We start from the raw sequence: 18944 nt of genomic DNA, 5'->3' as shown, positions 1-18944 counted from the left end.
ATTCTTTATATCGCCAGCGATATAGGAATTAAATTCTATATGATTTTGAGGTATTAAGCTTTAGAGACCCAGCGCAAACCCACCAATGCCAGTACGAAGTACAGCAAAGGCGGCGTTAGTGCCGTCAGGAGGGTGGGCCATGCACCTAGAAGTCCGACGTTGGAAAATAGTGAGTTAAACAGCTGAAAGCTCATGCCCAGCATGATCCCGCCAAACACCTTGATTCCAACACTACCGGAGCGGACTTTTAGGTAAGCAAATGGCAAAGCTAATACCAGCATCACAAAAATTGTGAATGGGTAAATTACTTTTTTCCAGAACGCAATCGAATGACGTTGTGCATCCTGCTTATTGTCTCTGAGGTGGGAGATAAACTGACCCAAACTCAAGATGGACATTTTTTCAGGGCTGACTAAAAGAACGCTCAAAATCTGAGGCGTGACTTCAGAGTCTAGGCTCACGATAGGGTGAGTAAAAGTGTGTGCTGAGAAGACCGGATTTAATGGATCTGCTTGCTTGTTTTCTTTAAAACGAGTTTCGGTGACATCATTCAAGGTCCAAGTGCCCGCTTGATCAAAGCGCCCAGATATCGCGCTACGAATGGAGAGAAGTCGATAGGCATCATCAAACTCGTACATGCGGATATTTTGGATCTCATTGTCTTGTGCAATATTGCCAACGTTGACGTAGCGCACACCAGGCCGAACTGGTCCACTGCCGGCCTCATCTCGCAAGCGATCTTTTACCCAAACCCCAGTTTTAAATTGCGCACTATAGGACGAGCCCAAAGCTCTCATGCGGATTTGGTCAGAGAGGTTTTCGGTGTAGGGCCCTAGCCATTCACTCATCACTAAAGTGAAGATAATCAGGGGGAGGGAAATTTTGGCCAACGTCTTCAGGCCTCTGCGCACATCTAAACCCGCAATTCGCAAAATCGTGAACTCGGATTGACTGGCCAACATAGCAAACACGTAAATACTGCCAATTAAACCAGCAATGGGGATGATCTCCGAAATACGACTAGGTGCTTTCAATAACACATGCAGGAGGGCCAGTGGCAGAGTGTATTGACCCTTGACTGAGCCAAGTTCGCTGAGGATATCAAAAAATAAAAATAGCGCAACCAGTGCGAAAAGAATGAAGCCAAAGGCCCCGTAGATCTGTCTTGCTATATAGCGTTCGAAAATGTAGGGAAATAGATATTTCATCTATTGGCCAAAAATGAAGGTAATTGACGGCGCCACCACTTTAAGGACGGGTTGATGCGGTTCCGGATCAGTAAAAAGGCAATGGTAAAAGCTAAAGCATGTATGGGCCATGCAGCCACAAAAACAGGAATCTTCCCTTGCGATACAAAATTTTGCGAGAGGTTGAGTAGATTGCTGTAGATAAGATAAATCAGCACCGCATAAAACATCGCTGTGTAGTTGCCTAGCCTCGGGTTGACATAGGCAAGTGGGATGGCAATCAATACTAGGCCCAATGCCATCAGAGGTAAACCAACGCGCCAAAGCAGCTCAGCACGACTTTCATTTAGCTGCCGAGGATTTTGCTCATTGAGTAGCTCCATGACCGTTTTTTCGCGGTCGCGTGGTGGTGGCTCTAGGGCATCCTTGTTGCGGATATTAGTAACGTATTCAGCGAACTCTAAGATGCGAAAGTCTGGCTGTGTGGGCAATCCTTCATAGCGGCGACCATTATTTAGCACAATCGATTTTCCGCCACCTGCTGCATTCTCAATAAATCCTGTGGAGGCAACGGCAACACTAAGGCGACCATTTTTAGTTTCAGCAGAGAAAATATTCTTTACTTCACCTTTATCGACATCCAATTCTTCGATAAAAAATACGCGCTCCGCCTTTGCTGACTCTCTAAATTGGCCTGCAGCAACCATAGAAACATCGCTGCGTTGTTTAAAGCGTTGACTAATAATGGTGGATTCGCGATTGGCCCAAGGCCAGACGAAAAGAGCCAATAAGGCAATGATGACAATGAGCGGTGTTGCAAAACGGAGTATCGGTCGAATGAGGCTGGCAATACTTAAGCCGCTGGCAAACCAAACAATCATTTCTGAATCTTTGTACCAACGCACTAACACTATCAAGACTGCCACAAAAAGAGATACGGTCAGCAGTACTGCCATATAGCCAATAGTGGCTAACGCTATCAGCACTAAGGCATCCTCGGGATTAACCGCGCCATTAGCTGCAAAACCTAGAATTCGGATGACCAGGGTGGTAATCATGATGGTCACCAAGACCAAAAAGACGCCACCAGTCGTAAAACTGAGTTCGCGGCGAAGGGCTTGGTGAAAGATCATGAATGGATAGTGGGGTAGCTGTTATTGGCCCACTCAAGATGTGAACCTGCATGTCGGAGGATAATGGATAAATATCCGTTTTTCCCCTTGAATCGACTTAAAAATACTGTAAGACAAGATGACTATTCAATTTAGCACCAAGATTTTTTCCCAAGCTGATGTAAATAACCCTAAGCACATCAGGGAGAGTCTAGCTATCTTATTAGCGCAGAACTCCGATTGCTTGGTTTTAGCCTATTCAAAAGCGGATTTAGATGCTTTGGCAGCCACAAAATCCAAATCTGGTCTTCTGGTTGAGTTAGACCGCTTACTGGGCGGCTCAGTTAGCCATGCTAGCGTGGTGGGAGATCTAGATAGCCAGCCGGCATCTACTTGCGTGATGCGTGCCGAAAAAACCTGGGCTGCAGCCGGAGTCAAGGTGAAACGTATTCTGTTGGTCTGCTTGGGAGATATTGCGCCCGCGAGTGCGCGCAACTTGAATGCCTATTCCAAAATCGCTCGCGCAGCTTTAAAGCAGTTGAGCGGTGGATCGATTCAAAATGCGCTGTGGTTCATCCCGAGCTTTGCTTTGGGTCATCGCGCTCACTTTATTGCCGAAGAAGTGCGTTTGACAGTTCAGTATGCGGGTGATCAAGCCTACCGTTTTGGAGTTCGTCAGCCTGCAATGAAATTTAAGGCTAAAGACAAGGCTGATGCCTTTACTCACCTCACCTTCGCTGGTAATGATGCATGTGCCAAGGAATTAAAGGGGGCGGTACCTGAAGGTGCAGCGATGGTTGAGGGTATGAACTTAGCCAAAGACTTGGGTAATTTGCCTCCGAATGTTTGCACACCGACCTACTTGGCGAAAGCAGCGCAAGGCTTAAGTAAAAAGACAGGATTGAAGGTTGAAGTTCTAGGTCGTAAACAAATTGAAGCCTTAGGTATGGGTTCGTTTTTATCAGTAGCCCAAGGCTCTGATACACCACCCCAATTTATTGTGATGCGTCACCAAGGTGGAAAAGTGGGTGAAGCCCCAATCGTATTGGTGGGTAAGGGAATTACCTTTGATACCGGTGGCATTTCTTTGAAGCCTGGTGAGGCGATGGATGAGATGAAGTACGACATGTGCGGCGCGGCATCTGTGATTGGCACAATGTACGCCACTGCCCTAATGAAGCTGAAAAAGAATGTCATTGGCGTTATTCCAACTTGCGAAAATATGCCCTCAGGTCAAGCTACTCGTCCGGGTGACATTGTGAAGAGTATGTCGGGTCAAACTATTGAAGTTCTCAACACCGATGCTGAGGGCCGTTTGATTTTGTGTGATGCCTTAACTTATGTTGAGCGCTTTAAGCCTAAGGCAGTCATTGACGTAGCCACCTTAACTGGTGCCTGCATCATTGCATTGGGTCATGTGCACAGTGGCGTATTTTCTGATGATGAGGATTTAGTAAATTCACTGACTCAGGCGGGTCATGCCTCTTTGGATACTGTGTGGCGCCTACCTTTAGACGCGGCATACCATGAGCAACTGAAATCCAATTTTGCGGATGTGGCGAATATTGGCGGACGCCCAGCTGGAAGCGTTACTGCAGCCTGCTTCTTGTCGCGTTTTACTGAGAAATATAAATGGGCTCACTTAGATATCGCAGGCACTGCTTGGAAGAGTGGTGCCGCTAAAGGATCGACGGGTCGCCCTGTACCCTTGCTCGTAAATTATTTGCTTGAGCAAAAGTAAAAGCGGAAGACGACAGGGATGGCTCGCATCGATTTTCATAGCAATGTCAGCGATAAGCTGGAATATGCGTGTCGCTTAACACGCAAGATCTGGAGCGCTACACCTGTTGGTGAGCCAGTTCGCAATATTGTGATGGTGGGCGCGAAGGCAGACCTCAAAAAGTTAGATGAAATCCTCTGGACATTTAGCGCAACGGATTTCTTGCCACATTGCTTTATTGAGGATGAGACAGCAATCGATACGCCAGTCGTACTGACAGACCTTTTTTTATCGCCTGCTCTGAATCAACTGCCCCATGCAGATGTCTTGATCCATTTGGGCATGCAAATGCCTCAAGATGTACCTGCTTTGCTTGCACGCTTTCCCCGTGTTGTTGAGGTTGTGACTATCAATGAAGCGGAGCGCCTCGCCGGTCGCGAACGCTATAAGGCTTATCGTGACTTAGGTCATGAGCTGCACAACTTCGATCAATCTAAAGCATGATCGCTAGGCATACCCCTGTATGTTGATTCATCCCGAATTCGATCCTGCCGTAATTCGTATTGGTGCATTTGCTATTCATTGGTATGGGCTGATGTATCTCTTGGCCTTTGCTCAATTTCTTTTATTGGGCCGTCTGCGTATACGCGCTCCGAGATATCAATCCTTGGGTTGGACTTATAAGGATCTCGAGGATCTGCTCTTCGCTGGTGTAATAGGTGTGGTACTGGGGGGACGCTTGGGTTACACCTTGTTCTATATGCCAGAGTACTATTTCACACATCCTCTGAGCATCTTCAAAATTTGGGAAGGCGGCATGTCTTTTCATGGCGGTCTCTTAGGTGTCTTGCTGGCATTACTTTGGTTCGCTTACCGTCGCAAAGTCTCCTTCTTTGTTGTGAGTGATCTGGTTGCCCCACTGGTTCCGTTTGGCCTAGCATTTGGTCGGCTTGGGAACTTCATTAATGGCGAGCTGTGGGGTCGGCCAACTGACTTGCCGTGGGCTATGGTTTTTCCGATGATCGACTCTATTCCACGCCATCCCTCGCAGATTTACCAGCTACTGGGTGAAGGAGTCTGCTTGGGTATTGTTCTGTGGATCTATTCCAGCAAACCTCGAGGGTTGGGGCAGATTTCAGGATTATTCTTACTGGGCTATGGCGTTTGTCGTTTCTTAGCTGAATTTGCTCGAGAGCCTGATGCCTTCTTGGGTCTATTAGGTCTCGGCCTGACGATGGGGCAGTGGCTTTCTGTGCCCATGATCATTTTCGGAATTTACCTTATAGTTAGGGTGAATACGAAAAATGGCACTTATCAGTAGTTAAAACTGGGTTTTTTTGGGTCTTTTGTAGTTAATTTCTTAAAAATTGACTCAACTGACTAAAACATCCACCTTTTGCCTGAGCTTGCCCAATTTCTGATTATTTTCAACTCAATTGAAAGCCAACCATGCTGGAAAAGTTAACTAAAGCCCGCAATTTATCTAAGGCAAACAATGCGATCAAACGCCTGATCTCAGAGCGAGGCGAATCTAATGCCCTCAGCATGGCTGATGATGTAGTGAACAACTATCGCAAATTGGCTAAAGATCAGTACGTATCTTTCTTTACCTATCTTTTTGAAAAACTCCATCCACAAGCCGATGCAGTTTTGAAGGCTGCGCAAGATTTCGTTGCTGATTCCAGTGCGCGTAATTACATTCAGCTTCAAAAAGTTGTCGAATCTCCTCGCCAAGAATTTTTCCGTCGCCTCAATCGTGCGAGTCAAGGTACTGCCGCCGTTGTGGAAATGCGTCGCGACCTGCTGCAACTATTGGATAAAAAACCAGAGTTAGCTGCAGTGGATTTTGATTTACGTCACGTCCTATCCTCTTGGTTCAATCCCGGCTTTCTAAAAATGCATCGGGTTGACTGGAAGTCCCCCGCAGAAGTGCTGGAGAAGCTAATCAAGCATGAGGCAGTTCATGCTATTGATGGTTGGGATGACTTGCGTCGTCGCTTGCAGCCTGATCGTCGCTGCTTTGCTTTTTTCCACCCCCAACTTCCCAGTGAGCCCTTAATTTTTGTAGAGGTTGCCCTGCTGCCAGAAATCCCGACGGTGATTACACCATTAGTGGATAAAAAAGCAGAGGTAGTTGATCAAGTCTCTCAATTTAAAGTGGCTGTTTTTTATTCGATTAGCAACTGCGAGCCTGGTCTTCGCGGCGTATCGATGGGCAACTTTTTAATTAAGAGGGTGGCTGAGCAGCTGCATGCAGAATTCCCTGGGATAAAAACGTTTGTGACTTTATCGCCCATTCCGGGCTTTATGGATTGGGTTGCTGCTGGTGGGAATTTAGGTGCTGGTGTGCCTGCGGATAGATTGAAGCCCGCTCTCAAGCTAGCGCGAGATACGGCTTTGGCCGTACTAAAGCTCGAGAGTCAATCTTGGACTGAGCGATTGGCGGGTGGCTGGCATCCCGATTTGGCTTCTGAGAAAGAAAAAGAGGCCTTATTAACCTTGGCCAGTATCTATTTGGGCCTGGCCTCTACTGGGCGAGATGGCAATCCAGTTGCGAAGTTCCATCTGGGTAATGGCGCCAAGTTGCACCTCATTAACTGGGCAGGCGATTTATCTCGTAAAGGATTGCGTCAATCCGCTGGCCTGATGGTGAATTATCTCTATGACCTAGGCAGTGTGGAAGATAACCACGAGCGCTTTGCTAATGGTGAAATTGTCTATTCCAGGGCAGTAGGTCGCTTAATGGCATCCTAGCCTGAGCGCTAGGCTAATTTCTGATGAATTTCGCAAGTCCCTTAGAATGAGGGGTTCAAAAATTAGCCACAAAGATTAAACCGGCCCAATAGCCGGAAAAATACAGGAAATAAGCATGTCTACTGCAGTAAATTCATATTCCGCAGTCTCATTCAGTTTTTTGAAGAAGACACTCTTTTTTATTTGCGCAGCTCCATTGGCTGTAATGGCTCAAGAGTGGCCAAACAAACCCATTACCTTTGTGGTGCCCTTTCCTGCTGGCGGCGGTACTGATGCTTTTGCCCGTCCTTTGGCAAACCAGCTGACCAAGCAATTGGGCAAGCAAATTATTATTGATAACCGTGGTGGTGCTGGCGGTACAGTAGGTGCCTCTATTGCTGCCAAAGCGGCTCCAGATGGATATAGCTTTTTTGTTGGCGCTGCTCATCATGCTATTGCCCCCTCTATGTATCCCAACCTGGATTACGACATCGAGAAAAGCTTCATTCCTGTAGCGATGATTGCTAGCCCACCACAAGTGATTGTGGTAAATCCAAAAAATGTACAAGTCAAAAACTTAAAAGAATTCATTGAGCTCCTGAAAAAGAACCCAGGCAAGTTCAACTACGCTAGTGCTGGCAATGGCTCTACACATCACTTGGCTGGCGAGCAATTTAAAATGCTGACCAAGACTTTTATTACGCACATACCTTACCGGGGCGCAGGCCCAGCAATGCAAGATCTGATTGCAGGCCAAGTAGATTTAGAGTTTGATGGTTTGGGATCTTCGGCTGCTCAAATCAAAAATGGCACTATCGTTGCATTAGCGGTAGCCTCACAAAAACGCGCACCTGGATTTCCGAATGTACCTACCGCTGCTGAAGCTGGTTTAGTGGGTTACGAGGTTGCGACTTGGTATGGCTTGTTTGCTCCTAAAGGAACTCCGCAGCCCATCGTCGACAAGATGATTGCGGAAGTTCAAAAAGCAGTTAATACGCCAGAACTCAAGGCAATCTGGACTAACAACGGCTCTGAAACTCCAACGCTTTCTGGTGATGCATTTGGTAAGTTTGTGTCTGCGGATATCAAGCGCTGGGCTGCGGTGGCTAAAGCCTCTGGTGCTAAGCTTGACTAATATTTGATTTAATTTGCTGGTTTTAATTTGAGGCTTAAATGAATTTATATTCTGTACTGGAAAAAGGTTTTCCCAAAGATAAGCAATCTTGTGCATTAGAAACCCATGATGGCCTGTATTACTCCTGGAGTGATCTAGAGCGAGCTACAGCCAAAATGGCGAATCTGTTAAAGGGTCTTAAGCTACCAGCGGGATCTCGCATTGCTGTGCAGGTTGAAAAATCACCTGAAGCACTCTTTCTGTATTTAGCTACCGTAAAGGCCGGCTATGTTTATCTACCTCTCAATACTGCCTATCAAGCGGCAGAGATTCAATACTTTTTGGAAAATGCTGAACCTGCAGTCGTAGTCTGCAGCAGTAAGAATTTCTCTTGGGTATCTAAGGTAGCTTTTAAGACGGGTACTAAGCATGTCTTTACCTTGGATGAAGATCGTAAGGGCACTTTGTTGGAGCGTGCTGTTGGTCAAAGCGACAAGTTCAAAACTGTTGCCGTGAAAGATGACGACTTAGCGGCCATCTTATATACCTCAGGCACAACCGGACGCAGCAAGGGTGCCATGCTCACCCATAAGAACCTGGGAAGTAATGCACAAGTACTACAAAAGTTTTGGGGTTGGAAAAAAGGCGATGTCTTATTGCATGCCCTCCCGATATTCCACGTCCACGGTTTATTTGTTGCGGCTCATGGCGCATTGATCAATGGTAGCAAAATGATTTGGTTGCCACGTCTTGATACAGCGCAACTCATTCATCACATGCCCAACTCTACTGTCATGATGGGTGTTCCTACATTCTATGTACGCCTGCTTGCAGACAAGGGCTTCAATAAAAATGTCACTCGTAATATGCGCCTGTTTGTTTCTGGCTCCGCACCCTTGCTTACTGAAACGTTTAACACCTTTAAAGAGGTAATTGGTCAACCTATTCTTGAGCGCTACGGCATGAGTGAAACCGTGATGCTAGTTTCAAATCCCTACAAAGGTAATCGTGTTGGTGGTTCCGTTGGCCTTCCGCTGCCTGGTGTCAAGGTGCGCGTAGTCAATGAAAATAACAAGCCCTGCGGCGTAGATGAAATTGGTAGTATTCAAGTTAAAGGCCCGAATGTATTTAAGGGCTACTGGCGCATGCCAGAAAAAACTGCCGAAGAATTTACCAAAGACGGCTGGTTCATGACGGGTGACGTCGGTCGCTGGGGTGGTGCTGCCAACGGCGGCAATGCGCCTCAGGATTACCTCTGTATCGTTGGTCGTAGTAAGGATCTGATTATCTCTGGTGGCTATAACGTCTATCCAAAAGAAATCGAGAGTTTTATTGACGATATGGATGGCGTGGATGAAAGTGCTGTCATTGGTATCCCGCATCCAGATTTTGGCGAGGCAGTGATGGCGGTAGTAGTGCCGAAAGCTGGCGCTAAGTTAGATGCGCAAGCCATGATTGCTACTTTGAAAACCCAAATTGCCAACTTTAAGATTCCGAAGCGCTTAGAAATCGTTTCTGATTTGCCACGTAACGCAATGGGTAAAGTGCAAAAGAATATTTTGCGTCAGCAATACACCAACTAAGGGCGGTAAAAATACTGCCTTAGTAACCAAATGCTTTGCGGCTTTCATTAAACATGAAGGCTGCAAGCATAAACAGCATGATCCCAAAAATGCGCTTTAGCTGTGCGACATTGAGTTTTCTTGCCATTTTCGCGCCGAGTGGGGCAGTGAATATGCTGAGTGCCACAATGCAGAGCACTGCAGGAACATAAACAAACCCTAATGAACCTTCTGGAAGATTGGGATTACCCCAGCTTCCATACATGTAGCCGATGGTTGCGGCTGCTGCAATCGGAAACCCCAGACCCGAAGAGCTAGCCATTGCAGTATGTGGCTTGACATTGCACCAGAGCATGAATGGCACGGTGATGAATGCTCCGCCAGCGCCAACTAAGCTGGCAATAACACCCGTAAATGCCCCGAAAGAAAAAAGACCTAGTGCGCCCGGCAACTCTCGTCCGGCAGTAGGTTTTTTATTGATGATCATCTGAATCGAGGTGTACACGATAAATATCGCAAAAAATAAAGACAGCCAAGAAGTGTTGATTGCCTCAAAGATTTCGCTACCGCCAACGAGGCTACCAATCACTAACCCAGGACTGAGTGCGGCAACCAACTTCCAGTCGATCGAGTTGTGTTTGTGATGTGCCCAGATAGCGGAAGTGGTAGTGAAGAGGATGGTTGCCATACCCGTTGCAATCGCCATATGGACGATGACATTTTGACCAAATCCTAAATGATTGAAGACCACAATCATGAAGGGCACCAAAATCATCCCGCCCCCAATGCCAAGAAGTCCGGCTAAAAAGCCAGAGATGCTACCGCACAACATCAGCATGGTGATATCAGCTATTGACATGAATTCCCCGCCTTAGCCGCTAGGCCGTCATCCTGAACCCTAAGGTTCAAGGTGGAACGGCTACTCTGTTTCGGGTGCATTAAGGAGCTCAGGGAGTAAACAGCGCGAGGCTGCCACTGTGTAGATTCGAAACGCTCACGCCCACAAGGTAAAGATCGTTCCTGATGCTTGCGCATCGGTTCAAGGAACTATTGGCCTTGGCGAACCAGGCAGGGAAAGGGTTTGCATCAAAGCATCCACCTGATCTTCCAGCAAATGAATTTCATTGCGGAGTCGAGTGATCTCGTCGGCATCAGTATTGGAGGATGCACTTGATGCTGTTGTTGCTTGAGGTGCTGTTTGTAACTTAATGAGATCGCCAGCAATCTTCAGGGCAGCCATCATGCTGGCGCGCTCAATGCTGCGGTTACCACCATTGACTGCTAGCTGAATTTGTTCATCTACCAATATGCACGCTGCGCGCAGTAAGGGCTCATGTTCAGTGCTTGTAGCTAGGGTAATTTTTTGACCGGCGAGGGTTACTTCAATGCGTTGTTGGCTCATTGTCATCCTCTGGGTTTGTTGGTGCAGCGGGCTCGCCGAGTAAGTTCAATTGACGTCCATCACTCTGCTCTGGCAAGCGACTCAAAATATGCTGAATTCGTTTTTGCGCATCCTCAATCTTCGTTTCAAGCTGACTGCGATCTTGATGCAGTGCTTTTACAGCATCCGCAAGGAGCTGAACTTTTCTAGACAGCCTCTGTAATGCGGCATCTATTGAATCCGGTTCGCTTGATTCGCTTGGGAAGTGAGGGGTGTGCTCAGACATATAGGCATTGTAGCCTTAGGAAAAAGCTTTGTGAAACTCCTGTTTCAAAGGTTAGTTTGGCAAGGCCACCCAATCATTCCCTAGCTTTTCTAGGCGAATACGGCCATCAAACAGCGCCATTAGGGCTTGGTGTGTTTTGGGATCTTGGCTGGAACCTTGAAAATGCAGACTGCCTTTATTCAGCATGATGAGATAGTCTGCTCTCAAGGCAAAGTGAATCTCATGCAAAACAGTCACCAAGGTCTTGCCTTGACCCATTAAATCTCGTTGCCATTTCATAAAATCGGCTTGATGAGGGGGGTCTAAATTAGCTAGTGGTTCATCCATGAGTAGGATGTCAGAGTCCACAGCAAGAAGCCTTGCTAATAGGACTCGCTGACGCTCTCCCCCAGAGAGCGCTTGGGATAAGCGATGTCGTAAATGCCAGGCATCGGTCTGCTGCAAGGCTTTTTCAATTGAAGTATGGTCAGCTTCAGAAGGCAGGTGCAACCATCCTTGATGAGGTAGGCGCCCCAACATGACAGTGTCGTATACGCTGAGAGAGTCGCCAAGTTCATCTGCTGTATTTGAGCCTTGATCAAGCCAGGCAACTTTCTTCGCCAGATCTTTTTGTGAGTATGAGGAAAAATTCACTTCATCAATAGTGATTGAGCCATCCCACTTGAGTAGGCCAGCCATCGCTTGTAAGAGGGAGGATTTGCCCGCGCCATTGGGGCCGATAACACTGGTCCATTTCCCTCGGGGGATATCTAAATTGAGATTAGTGAGAATCGCACATGGACCTCTATAAATATTGAGCTGGCGGGTTTTCATGGGCGCCCCCCAAGTGATGTTCGCCTTAGTAGGATCAGCAGATATAGGCCGCCGATGACTGCAGTGACTACGCCAACAGGAATTTCAATCGGCGCAAAGAGGGTGCGGGCAATCAGATCGGAGCTCAGCAATAAAATCCCACCGCCAAGACAGGAGAGCAAAATTTGCACCCGTTGTCGACCATTAGCAAGTTTTCTGACTAAATGTGGTGCAGCTAGTCCAACAAAAGCGATTAAGCCAGTTTGCGCAACAGCGCAGCCAGTCGCAAGAGCAAGAATGCCAATCAAGATTAGACGTAACTGATTTAGAGGCAAACCCAAAGTGCGGGCAGTATTTTCACCTAGCGATAGTGCATCTAGTACAGGGCTGATAACGAGGGTGACGAGTAAGCAAAGTATTAAAGCAATTGCCATGATGACCACACCAGACCAACTGATTAGTGTCGTATTACCCAGCATAAAAGACTGAATGCTTTGCAAGAGATCAGGACGCACGAATGTGAATATAGAATTTGCGGCTCCTAGGATGACGCTAATCACCACGCCAGATAGCAAAAGACGTAAAGAGCTACCGTAGCCACCAGCCAAAAGTAGGGAGGCTAGCACTCCGAATAAGGCCCCAATAAAAGCGCCGCCATTTAAGCCAATTATCTCCAACCAGGAATTACCAATATAGACGAAGCAGAGCATGATCCCCACTCCAAACAATGCCCCTGATGCGCTACCCAGTAAGTAGGGATCAGCTAATGGATTGCGAAACAAGCTTTGCGCAATACCTCCTGCAAGACCCAATAAGGCACCAGCCAGATAGGCGCCCAACGATCGGGGTAGTCGAATATCAAAAAGAATAGTTTGATCAGCACCCAATGTATTCCATGCAGTGCCTGTGCTACCCACTAGACTTCCGAGCAATACTAAGATTGCACTCAGAATCAGCAGGCTCAATAGTTTGGCTAGGAAATAATTATTCTGCATTACCGAGATGATGACATCTTCTCTTGAATGCACCCAGAAATAATCAGCGCCGCCTCACCCATACGGGGGCCAGGGCGTACCAAGATGTCATTTTGCTCGCTGGTAAATACACAAATTTGATTTTTTGAAACGGCTGGAATAGAGCCCCATCCTGGACGCTTCTGAACTTCAGTAGCGGTGGATGCGGTAAGTAGAATGACATCAGGCTTAGCCTGCACCACAAACTCAGGATTAATCTTTGGGAATGGCCCTAGCGACTCGGGAATGATATTGATCAAATTGAGTTGTGACAGTATTTCACCGATGAAAGAATTTCTTCCGGCAGCAAATGGTGCTGGGTTGACTTCAAAATATACGCGAATATCTTTTCCATTAAAGGAGATTTGCTTATGAGCACGCATGACCTGTTGTTGAATTTGATTCCACACACGCCCGCTCTCTGCAGTACCCAAAACAGCATCCAGTTTTTTAAGTGCTCGCTCTTCATCACCCATAGACTTAATATCGAGTGAAAAAGTTTTAATACCCAATCCATTGAGGCGTGCAATAACAGGTGAGGCCTTCTCCAGCAAAACAACATCTGGTTTGAGTTGCACAATACGCTCAATATTGACATCTCCTATGCCACCCAGCTTGGGTAAATCCTGAATTGATTTTGGCCAATTAGAAAAACGGTCGACTCCAACTAAAGCACTGCATTTACCCAAAGCGCAAACTGATTCAGTGAGAGAGGGTAAGAGACTAACGACACGCTGGGGAGGTTTATCAAATACCACTGCAACACCCCGATCATCCATAACCGAAACAGGGACTGCAAAAACTACCAAAGAGGCGCCCATTAAAAATAAAGCAACCCCGATCGCAAAATAGCAGGAGCGAGTCGCGGACTTCACGTTTATATTCATCTTTGTGGATCTAGAAGTTATATTTAGCGCTTACAAAAACTGACCTAGGGTCGTTGGCGTAATAGTAGTAGCTATTACCACTACTGTTATCGGGTAGCTGGACGAAACCATAACCTCCGTATGTTGAGTATTGTGCATTTCCAACGTTTTTCACGGTGAGTCGGGTCTCCCAATTTCCAGCTTTATAGTTTGCATAAACATCCGCAACCGTATATGAGGGCATGACATTAAGGCTGTTGTAATAGGCAGGTGCGGCATCATAGCGCTGATTGCTCACATAGTTCACTGCACCACCAAGTGACCAATTACTGGTAAGTGCATAAGTAGCTCTAGCGTTTAGTAGCAAATTGGGTACCTGTGCAATAGCTTGATTTTGGTAGGGTCCGTTAGCATAAAAAGCGTTTTGTAAAGTTCCACCACCACCAAATGAAAGCTTTGAAGTGAATGCCGTGAGAATATTTAAGTTCGCTCCATTTCTATTAATGTTGTAGGGTGAGTTTGAGTTATTAAAGGTAGCGGGGTTATACAAAATTTCGTTTTGAGAAACTGAAGTAAAAACTGATGCAGTCAAATTGGTTTTCAGTACGCGCCAATTTCCACCAACTTCATAAGTTTGTGCAGTTTGAGGTCTTAAGATTCCTCCAAACTGCGGACTCCCTCCAGCGCTAGACCAACCCCAAAATTCGTCTACATTAGGAAATCGATAGGATTGATTCCACTTGATGTAAACCCGCTGCCCGTCAAGATACTTAAAGTTGAGTGCTACGTCCCCAGCATTGGCCGAGTAGGTTTGACTGGGATTGGCGTTGGTAGTCCCTCTCCAGATACTAACTCCGTTAGCGCTTGCACTTTGCGTTTGATATCGATAACCCCCATCAAAGTCAAGACCATTAACAACTGGTAGCTTTCCAATAAAGTACACCGACTGGCTATAGAGGCTTGCACTGGTTGAGCTTTGGAGTGGAAGACTTGAGACACCATATGGTCCAGGCGGGTAGGCTCTATCCGCAGCTGCATTTATGACAGAACTATAGTTGCTACCCGAGGACTGACTCGCTTTGTTAAATTCATACCCCAAGATGCTGGTTCCCAATGAGCCAAAGTTGGCTTTAATACGAGGACTGAAGTTAGCCTGCCAACCTCCATAATTTGTGAAGGAGGGGCTGATGGTGGGGTAGTCACCAACACCTGATGCGGCAGTAGAGTAATACGGTTGATTAAAAAAAGTATTTTTATTGCTATAAAAACCATCTACCTCTAGGTTGAACATACCATTTAATTCTTTTGCAATGCCGGCTCTAAAGCCGGTATTGCTGACGGTATTTCCTGAGCCAATGTTATTGAATTTGGCAAGCTGTGGATTCCCTTGACCAACTTGCCCTAGAGTGCCTCCCGGCATTTGTTGATTTGAGTAGCTGTAAAAGACGTCGGCGTAGACGTTATCTTTTCCACCTAGGGATTGAGTTACTTTTGCATCAAATGCATATGCATTTGCGGCTGAATTCTGCCGCCAACCACTGGTATTGGAAGTATTGGCGCTCAACTGCAATGTGGTTTGGTCAACGGTATTTCTAAAAATGGCATTGTTAACTAGGGTGTTGAAACTTCCATAGCTGGTAGATGCTTGATTGAGATTTTTACTTCCACCATTGGTGATGATGTTAATAACTCCCCCTAAGGCTCCATTGCCGTACTGAACACTTGCACCACCACGTAATATTTCAATACGATTAATTGAGTCTAGCGGAATAGATTCCCAAGATACGCTAGATGAATCGATAGCATTAATTCGCTGGCCATCGATCAAAACAAGCGTCGTGCTGCTTGCTGTTGGTCCATAGCCACCCATGTCAACTGTGGCGCCCAGATTTAATTGCCCACCAGCGGTATTTCTGACATTTAAACCGCCTATTTGAGACAAGATGTCAGGAATATTGCTTGATGTTGATTCAGCAATTTCTTCCCGTGTAATGACCTGTACATTTGCTGGAACCTCATTTAAGTTCTCCTCAAATCGTGATCCTGAGACGATGACTGTCGATTGTGAGTTTTGAGCTACTGCATTGAATGTTGTTGCTGCGCCGCAAAGAAGGGCGACTAGAGTTTTACTACTGAACTGCTGTTTCATGGTGAACTTTCTGCCTTCGAATTACCTAGCTCACTTCCCCGTAAGCTGGGTCGAACAGAATTTCACATTTGAGAGTTCAGGCGTCAATTGGTCATCCCTGCCGTGCGGGCATGGGATGCTTCATTAGCGCGCGAAGATCCCCGTCCGCAAAATTCCACTTGTCTTGGCCGGTATCCGGGCTAGTAAATCTCAGAATCTGGCCTTCCCATGCAATTGACACGCACAGTGGCTTACTCAGACTCCTCACATCCTCACCTAAAAGTTAGGGTGTATTTACTTACCGTTGCGGGGGCAGCACACGTTTAGTGTTTCCCGTTTAACTTTATTGCACTGCAATAAAGCACCACTACCCCGCTATTCTATCACAGGCTAGCTTCGAATCTGATTAAAGGGTTAAAAAAGCCTACAATGCTTTCTCTAGGATTAAGGATTCATGACTGCGTTAGATAAGCACCCCGAAAAAAACCTGATTCGTTTGCAGCTGAGCCAAAATTCAGTGCTCAATAGCTTGGATCCGGAGTCCATGGCTGAATTAGAGCGCTATTTGGTAATCTCGGACCTCAAAAAATCAGAGATCCTGCTCCATCAAGGTGACCATCAGATGGAGCAATACTTCGTGCTCGACGGAATTTTGAAGCGGATCGTCTCCAGTGCTGATGCAAAAGAGATGATTTTGCGTTTTGCTATCGAGAAAGATATTGAGACGAGTTACGCAGCTTGGCGGCTCAAGACGGCCGCTCCATATAGCATTGCTTGCGTAACCAAGGCTCGTGTTGCTCGCATGCCCCTTAAGAAGTGGGCTGAGTTTTTAGATGCCCATAAGCCTTTAAAAGAGAGTTTTGAGTTTGAGGTGATGCGCTTGATGAGTGAGATCATGGCTCATACCATCACTTTGCATATGCTTGATGCGCCCGGCCGTGTAGAGCGTTTCTTGCGCAAATACGAGGACTTATTCGAGTTACTCCCTAAAAAGGAGCTGGCAGCCTACCTCAACCTATCCCCAGAGACTTTAAGTCGCTTAAAAACAAAGCACAAAGAGCTTTTTATTTAACTAGAAACCCTAGTTACAGCTGGATTTCAGGGGAAATTGACCGAAGTCAATGATGATCTCCACCCCCAGCCCTAAGATTCTATTCAGCCTTGACGGGGATTTTTCTAGGTACCCGTGGCACCACTAATAACTTAATTGGAGACAGTTGGCGAAAGCTAAATTGCACCGTACAGGTTGTACGTTCGGGCGGTGTAATTAACTACAAAAATTCTATGACAACAGACAATCAAAATACACAAGTCACTGATGGCTTTCACCTCGTCATTGATGCATTAAAAGCAAATGACCTAGACACCATTTTTGGTCTAGTAGGTATTCCAATTACCGACCTATGCCGTTTAGCCCAAGCTGAAGGATTGCGCTTCATTGGTTTCCGTCACGAACAGCATGCTGGTAACGCTGCAGCGATTGCAGGTTACATGACTCAAAAGCCTGGTATCTGCATGACTGTGTCAGCGCCTGGTTTCTTGAACGGTTTGACAGCGCTAGCGAATGCTACGGTGAACTGCTTCCCGATGATTTTGATTTCTGGTTCGAGTGAGCGTGAAATCGTTGACTTGCAGCAGGGCGATTACGAAGAGATGGATCAGCTCAATGCAGCTAAGCCGTATTGCAAAGCGGCATATCGTATCAACCATATCGAAGATATCGGCATTGGTTTTGCTCGTGCAATTCGTGCGGCTGTCTCTGGTCGTCCAGGTGGCGTGTATTTGGACTTGCCTGCACAGTTGTTGGCTCAAACAATGCCTGTTGAAGAAGCTAAAAAATCCATCTTCAAGGTAATCGATCCAGTTCCACGTCAAATTCCTGCGCCTGATGCTGTAGAGCGCGCATTGAATGTATTGAAGGGTGCTAAGCGCCCATTGATCCTCTTGGGCAAAGGCGCTGCTTATGCACAAGCAGATGCAGATATTCGTGCTTTGATTGAAAAGTCTGGTATCCCTTATTTACCAATGTCGATGGCTAAAGGTTTGTTGCCAGATAATCACCCGCAATCTGCTTCTGCAGCTCGTTCATTCGTATTGGCTGAAGCCGATGCCGTGTTGTTGGTAGGCGCGCGTTTGAACTGGTTGCTGGCACACGGTAAGGGTAAGACTTGGGGCAAGGATCCTAAGAAATTTATTCAAATTGATATTCAAGCAAACGAAGTGGATAGCAACGTACAAATCGACGCACCATTAATCGGTGACATTGGTTCATGCGTTGGTGAGCTCTTGAAGGGAATTGCAGCGGTACCAAAACCAGCTGATGAGTGGATCAGTGCGATCAACGAGAAAAAAGACAAAAACATGGCGAAGATGGCAGAAACATTGGCCAAAGAAGCTTCACCAATGAACTTCCATGGCGCACTGCGCGCTATTCGTGATGTGATCAAGCAAAACCCGGATGTGAACTTGGTAAACGAAGGTGCAAATACTCTCGATTATTGCCGTGCCATTGTGGATATGTATAAACCACGTAAGCGTTTCGACTCCGGTACCTGGGGCATCATGGGTATTGGTATGGGTTATGCGATTGGCGCAGCGGTGACGAGTGGCTTGCCGACTGTTGCTGTTGAGGGTGATAGCGCCTTCGGCTTTAGCGGTATGGAATTAGAAACCATTTGTCGCTACAACTTACCAATTACTACAGTTGTTTTCAATAACAACGGTGTGTACCGCGGTACTGATGTCAACCCAACCGGTGGTGCAGATGTAGCGCCAACTGTATTCGTGAAGAATGCCCGTTACGACAAGATGATTGAGGCATTCGGTGGTGTTGGCTATTACGTCACTACTCCCGCGGAATTGGAAGCAGCATTGATTAAGGCTATCGCTGAAGGTAAGCCTGCTTTGATTAACGCTGTGATTGATGAAACTGCTGGTACAGAAAGTGGACGTTTAACGAATTTAAATCCATCTACTGCTGCTGGTAAGAAGTAATTTATCGGTAACGATTAGTAATACGTAAGTAATATTTTAAGAATACATTTAGCAAC

Annotated in this window: 16 protein-coding genes, 1 other RNA gene, 1 pseudogene and 1 riboswitch; of the genes and pseudogenes, 8 read left to right on the top strand and 10 right to left on the bottom strand. The window is 46.5% G+C overall.

The window, feature by feature from the left end:
* Positions 1-53 precede the first annotated feature (53 nt).
* Positions 54-1208, bottom strand: coding sequence for an LPS export ABC transporter permease LptG (gene lptG / locus DN92_RS02680; protein ID WP_173959800.1), 1155 nt, complete (start codon positions 1206-1208; stop codon positions 54-56).
* On the bottom strand, positions 1205-2320 hold the full coding sequence (lptF, locus tag DN92_RS02675) for an LPS export ABC transporter permease LptF (RefSeq protein WP_173959799.1): 1116 nt from the start codon (positions 2318-2320) through the stop codon (positions 1205-1207). Before lptF ends, lptG begins: the two co-directional genes overlap by 4 nt.
* 124 nt (positions 2321-2444) lie before the next feature.
* Between lptF and DN92_RS02670 the strand changes: the two genes are divergently transcribed.
* From DN92_RS02670 to DN92_RS02645, 6 genes are all read left to right on the top strand, one after another.
* The gene (locus DN92_RS02670) at positions 2445-4040 is read left to right on the top strand and encodes a leucyl aminopeptidase (protein WP_496430661.1); all 1596 of its coding nucleotides are present in this window, start codon (positions 2445-2447) and stop codon (positions 4038-4040) included.
* An 18-nt stretch (positions 4041-4058) separates the two neighbouring features.
* Positions 4059-4523 carry a DNA polymerase III subunit chi gene (locus tag DN92_RS02665; protein ID WP_173959797.1) on the top strand — a complete coding sequence of 155 codons (465 nt, stop codon included), beginning with the start codon at positions 4059-4061 and terminating at the stop codon, positions 4521-4523.
* A 19-nt stretch (positions 4524-4542) separates the two neighbouring features.
* Positions 4543-5340: a prolipoprotein diacylglyceryl transferase gene (gene lgt / locus DN92_RS02660; protein WP_173959796.1), complete on the top strand. Its 798-nt coding sequence runs from the start codon at positions 4543-4545 to the stop codon at positions 5338-5340.
* Between the two features lie 128 nt (positions 5341-5468).
* A complete protein-coding gene (locus tag DN92_RS02655; protein ID WP_173959795.1) occupies positions 5469-6773 on the top strand; it encodes a malonyl-CoA decarboxylase in 1305 nt (434 codons plus the stop codon).
* A 205-nt stretch (positions 6774-6978) separates the two neighbouring features.
* On the top strand, positions 6979-7887 hold the full coding sequence (locus DN92_RS02650; protein WP_254598362.1) for a Bug family tripartite tricarboxylate transporter substrate binding protein: 909 nt from the start codon (positions 6979-6981) through the stop codon (positions 7885-7887).
* A gap of 38 nt (positions 7888-7925) precedes the next feature.
* The gene (locus tag DN92_RS02645; RefSeq protein ID WP_173959793.1) at positions 7926-9449 is read left to right on the top strand and encodes a malonate--CoA ligase; all 1524 of its coding nucleotides are present in this window, start codon (positions 7926-7928) and stop codon (positions 9447-9449) included.
* A gap of 19 nt (positions 9450-9468) precedes the next feature.
* Here the strand turns inward: DN92_RS02645 and DN92_RS02640 are convergent, their stop codons facing one another.
* The 8 genes and pseudogenes from DN92_RS02640 to DN92_RS02605 form a co-directional block, all read right to left on the bottom strand.
* Positions 9469-10287, bottom strand: coding sequence for a sulfite exporter TauE/SafE family protein (locus tag DN92_RS02640; RefSeq protein ID WP_173959792.1), 819 nt, complete (start codon positions 10285-10287; stop codon positions 9469-9471).
* A non-coding RNA gene (gene ssrS / locus DN92_RS02635) (6S RNA) lies at positions 10288-10506 on the bottom strand.
* Positions 10507-10608: 102 nt separating this feature from the next.
* A pseudogene (locus DN92_RS10720) lies at positions 10609-10830 on the bottom strand (cell division protein ZapA); the annotation flags it as partial.
* Positions 10811-11095 (bottom strand): hypothetical protein, encoded by a 285-nt coding sequence (locus DN92_RS02625; protein ID WP_173959791.1) that lies wholly within the window; start codon positions 11093-11095, stop codon positions 10811-10813. The gene DN92_RS02625 and the pseudogene DN92_RS10720, both read right to left, overlap by 20 nt.
* A 51-nt stretch (positions 11096-11146) precedes the next feature.
* Positions 11147-11908, bottom strand: coding sequence for an ABC transporter ATP-binding protein (locus tag DN92_RS02620; protein ID WP_173959790.1), 762 nt, complete (start codon positions 11906-11908; stop codon positions 11147-11149).
* Complete coding sequence (locus DN92_RS02615; protein WP_173959789.1) at positions 11905-12882, bottom strand: FecCD family ABC transporter permease; 978 nt, start codon at positions 12880-12882, stop codon at positions 11905-11907. The genes DN92_RS02620 and DN92_RS02615 overlap by 4 nt, the downstream gene beginning before the upstream one ends.
* Positions 12882-13787, bottom strand: coding sequence for an ABC transporter substrate-binding protein (locus DN92_RS02610; RefSeq protein ID WP_173959788.1), 906 nt, complete (start codon positions 13785-13787; stop codon positions 12882-12884). Before DN92_RS02610 ends, DN92_RS02615 begins: the two co-directional genes overlap by 1 nt.
* A 10-nt stretch (positions 13788-13797) precedes the next feature.
* Entirely contained in the window at positions 13798-15915 is a 2118-nt protein-coding gene (locus DN92_RS02605) for a TonB-dependent receptor (protein WP_173959787.1), read from the bottom strand.
* Positions 15916-16063: 148 nt separating this feature from the next.
* Positions 16064-16278, bottom strand: a riboswitch (cobalamin riboswitch).
* 70 nt (positions 16279-16348) lie between these two features.
* On the opposite strand from DN92_RS02605, the gene DN92_RS02600 reads away from it, so the two are divergent.
* Positions 16349-16966, top strand: coding sequence for a Crp/Fnr family transcriptional regulator (locus DN92_RS02600; RefSeq protein WP_173959786.1), 618 nt, complete (start codon positions 16349-16351; stop codon positions 16964-16966).
* A gap of 212 nt (positions 16967-17178) precedes the next feature.
* Positions 17179-18888, top strand: coding sequence for an oxalyl-CoA decarboxylase (gene oxc / locus DN92_RS02595; protein WP_173959785.1), 1710 nt, complete (start codon positions 17179-17181; stop codon positions 18886-18888).
* Positions 18889-18944: the final 56 nt, after the last annotated feature.

This window comes from Polynucleobacter arcticus (assembly GCF_013307205.1).
GTDB lineage: Bacteria > Pseudomonadota > Gammaproteobacteria > Burkholderiales > Burkholderiaceae > Polynucleobacter > Polynucleobacter arcticus.
The sequence above is the reverse complement of the archived record's forward strand: the minus strand, read 5'-3'. Positions and strand labels throughout refer to the sequence as shown.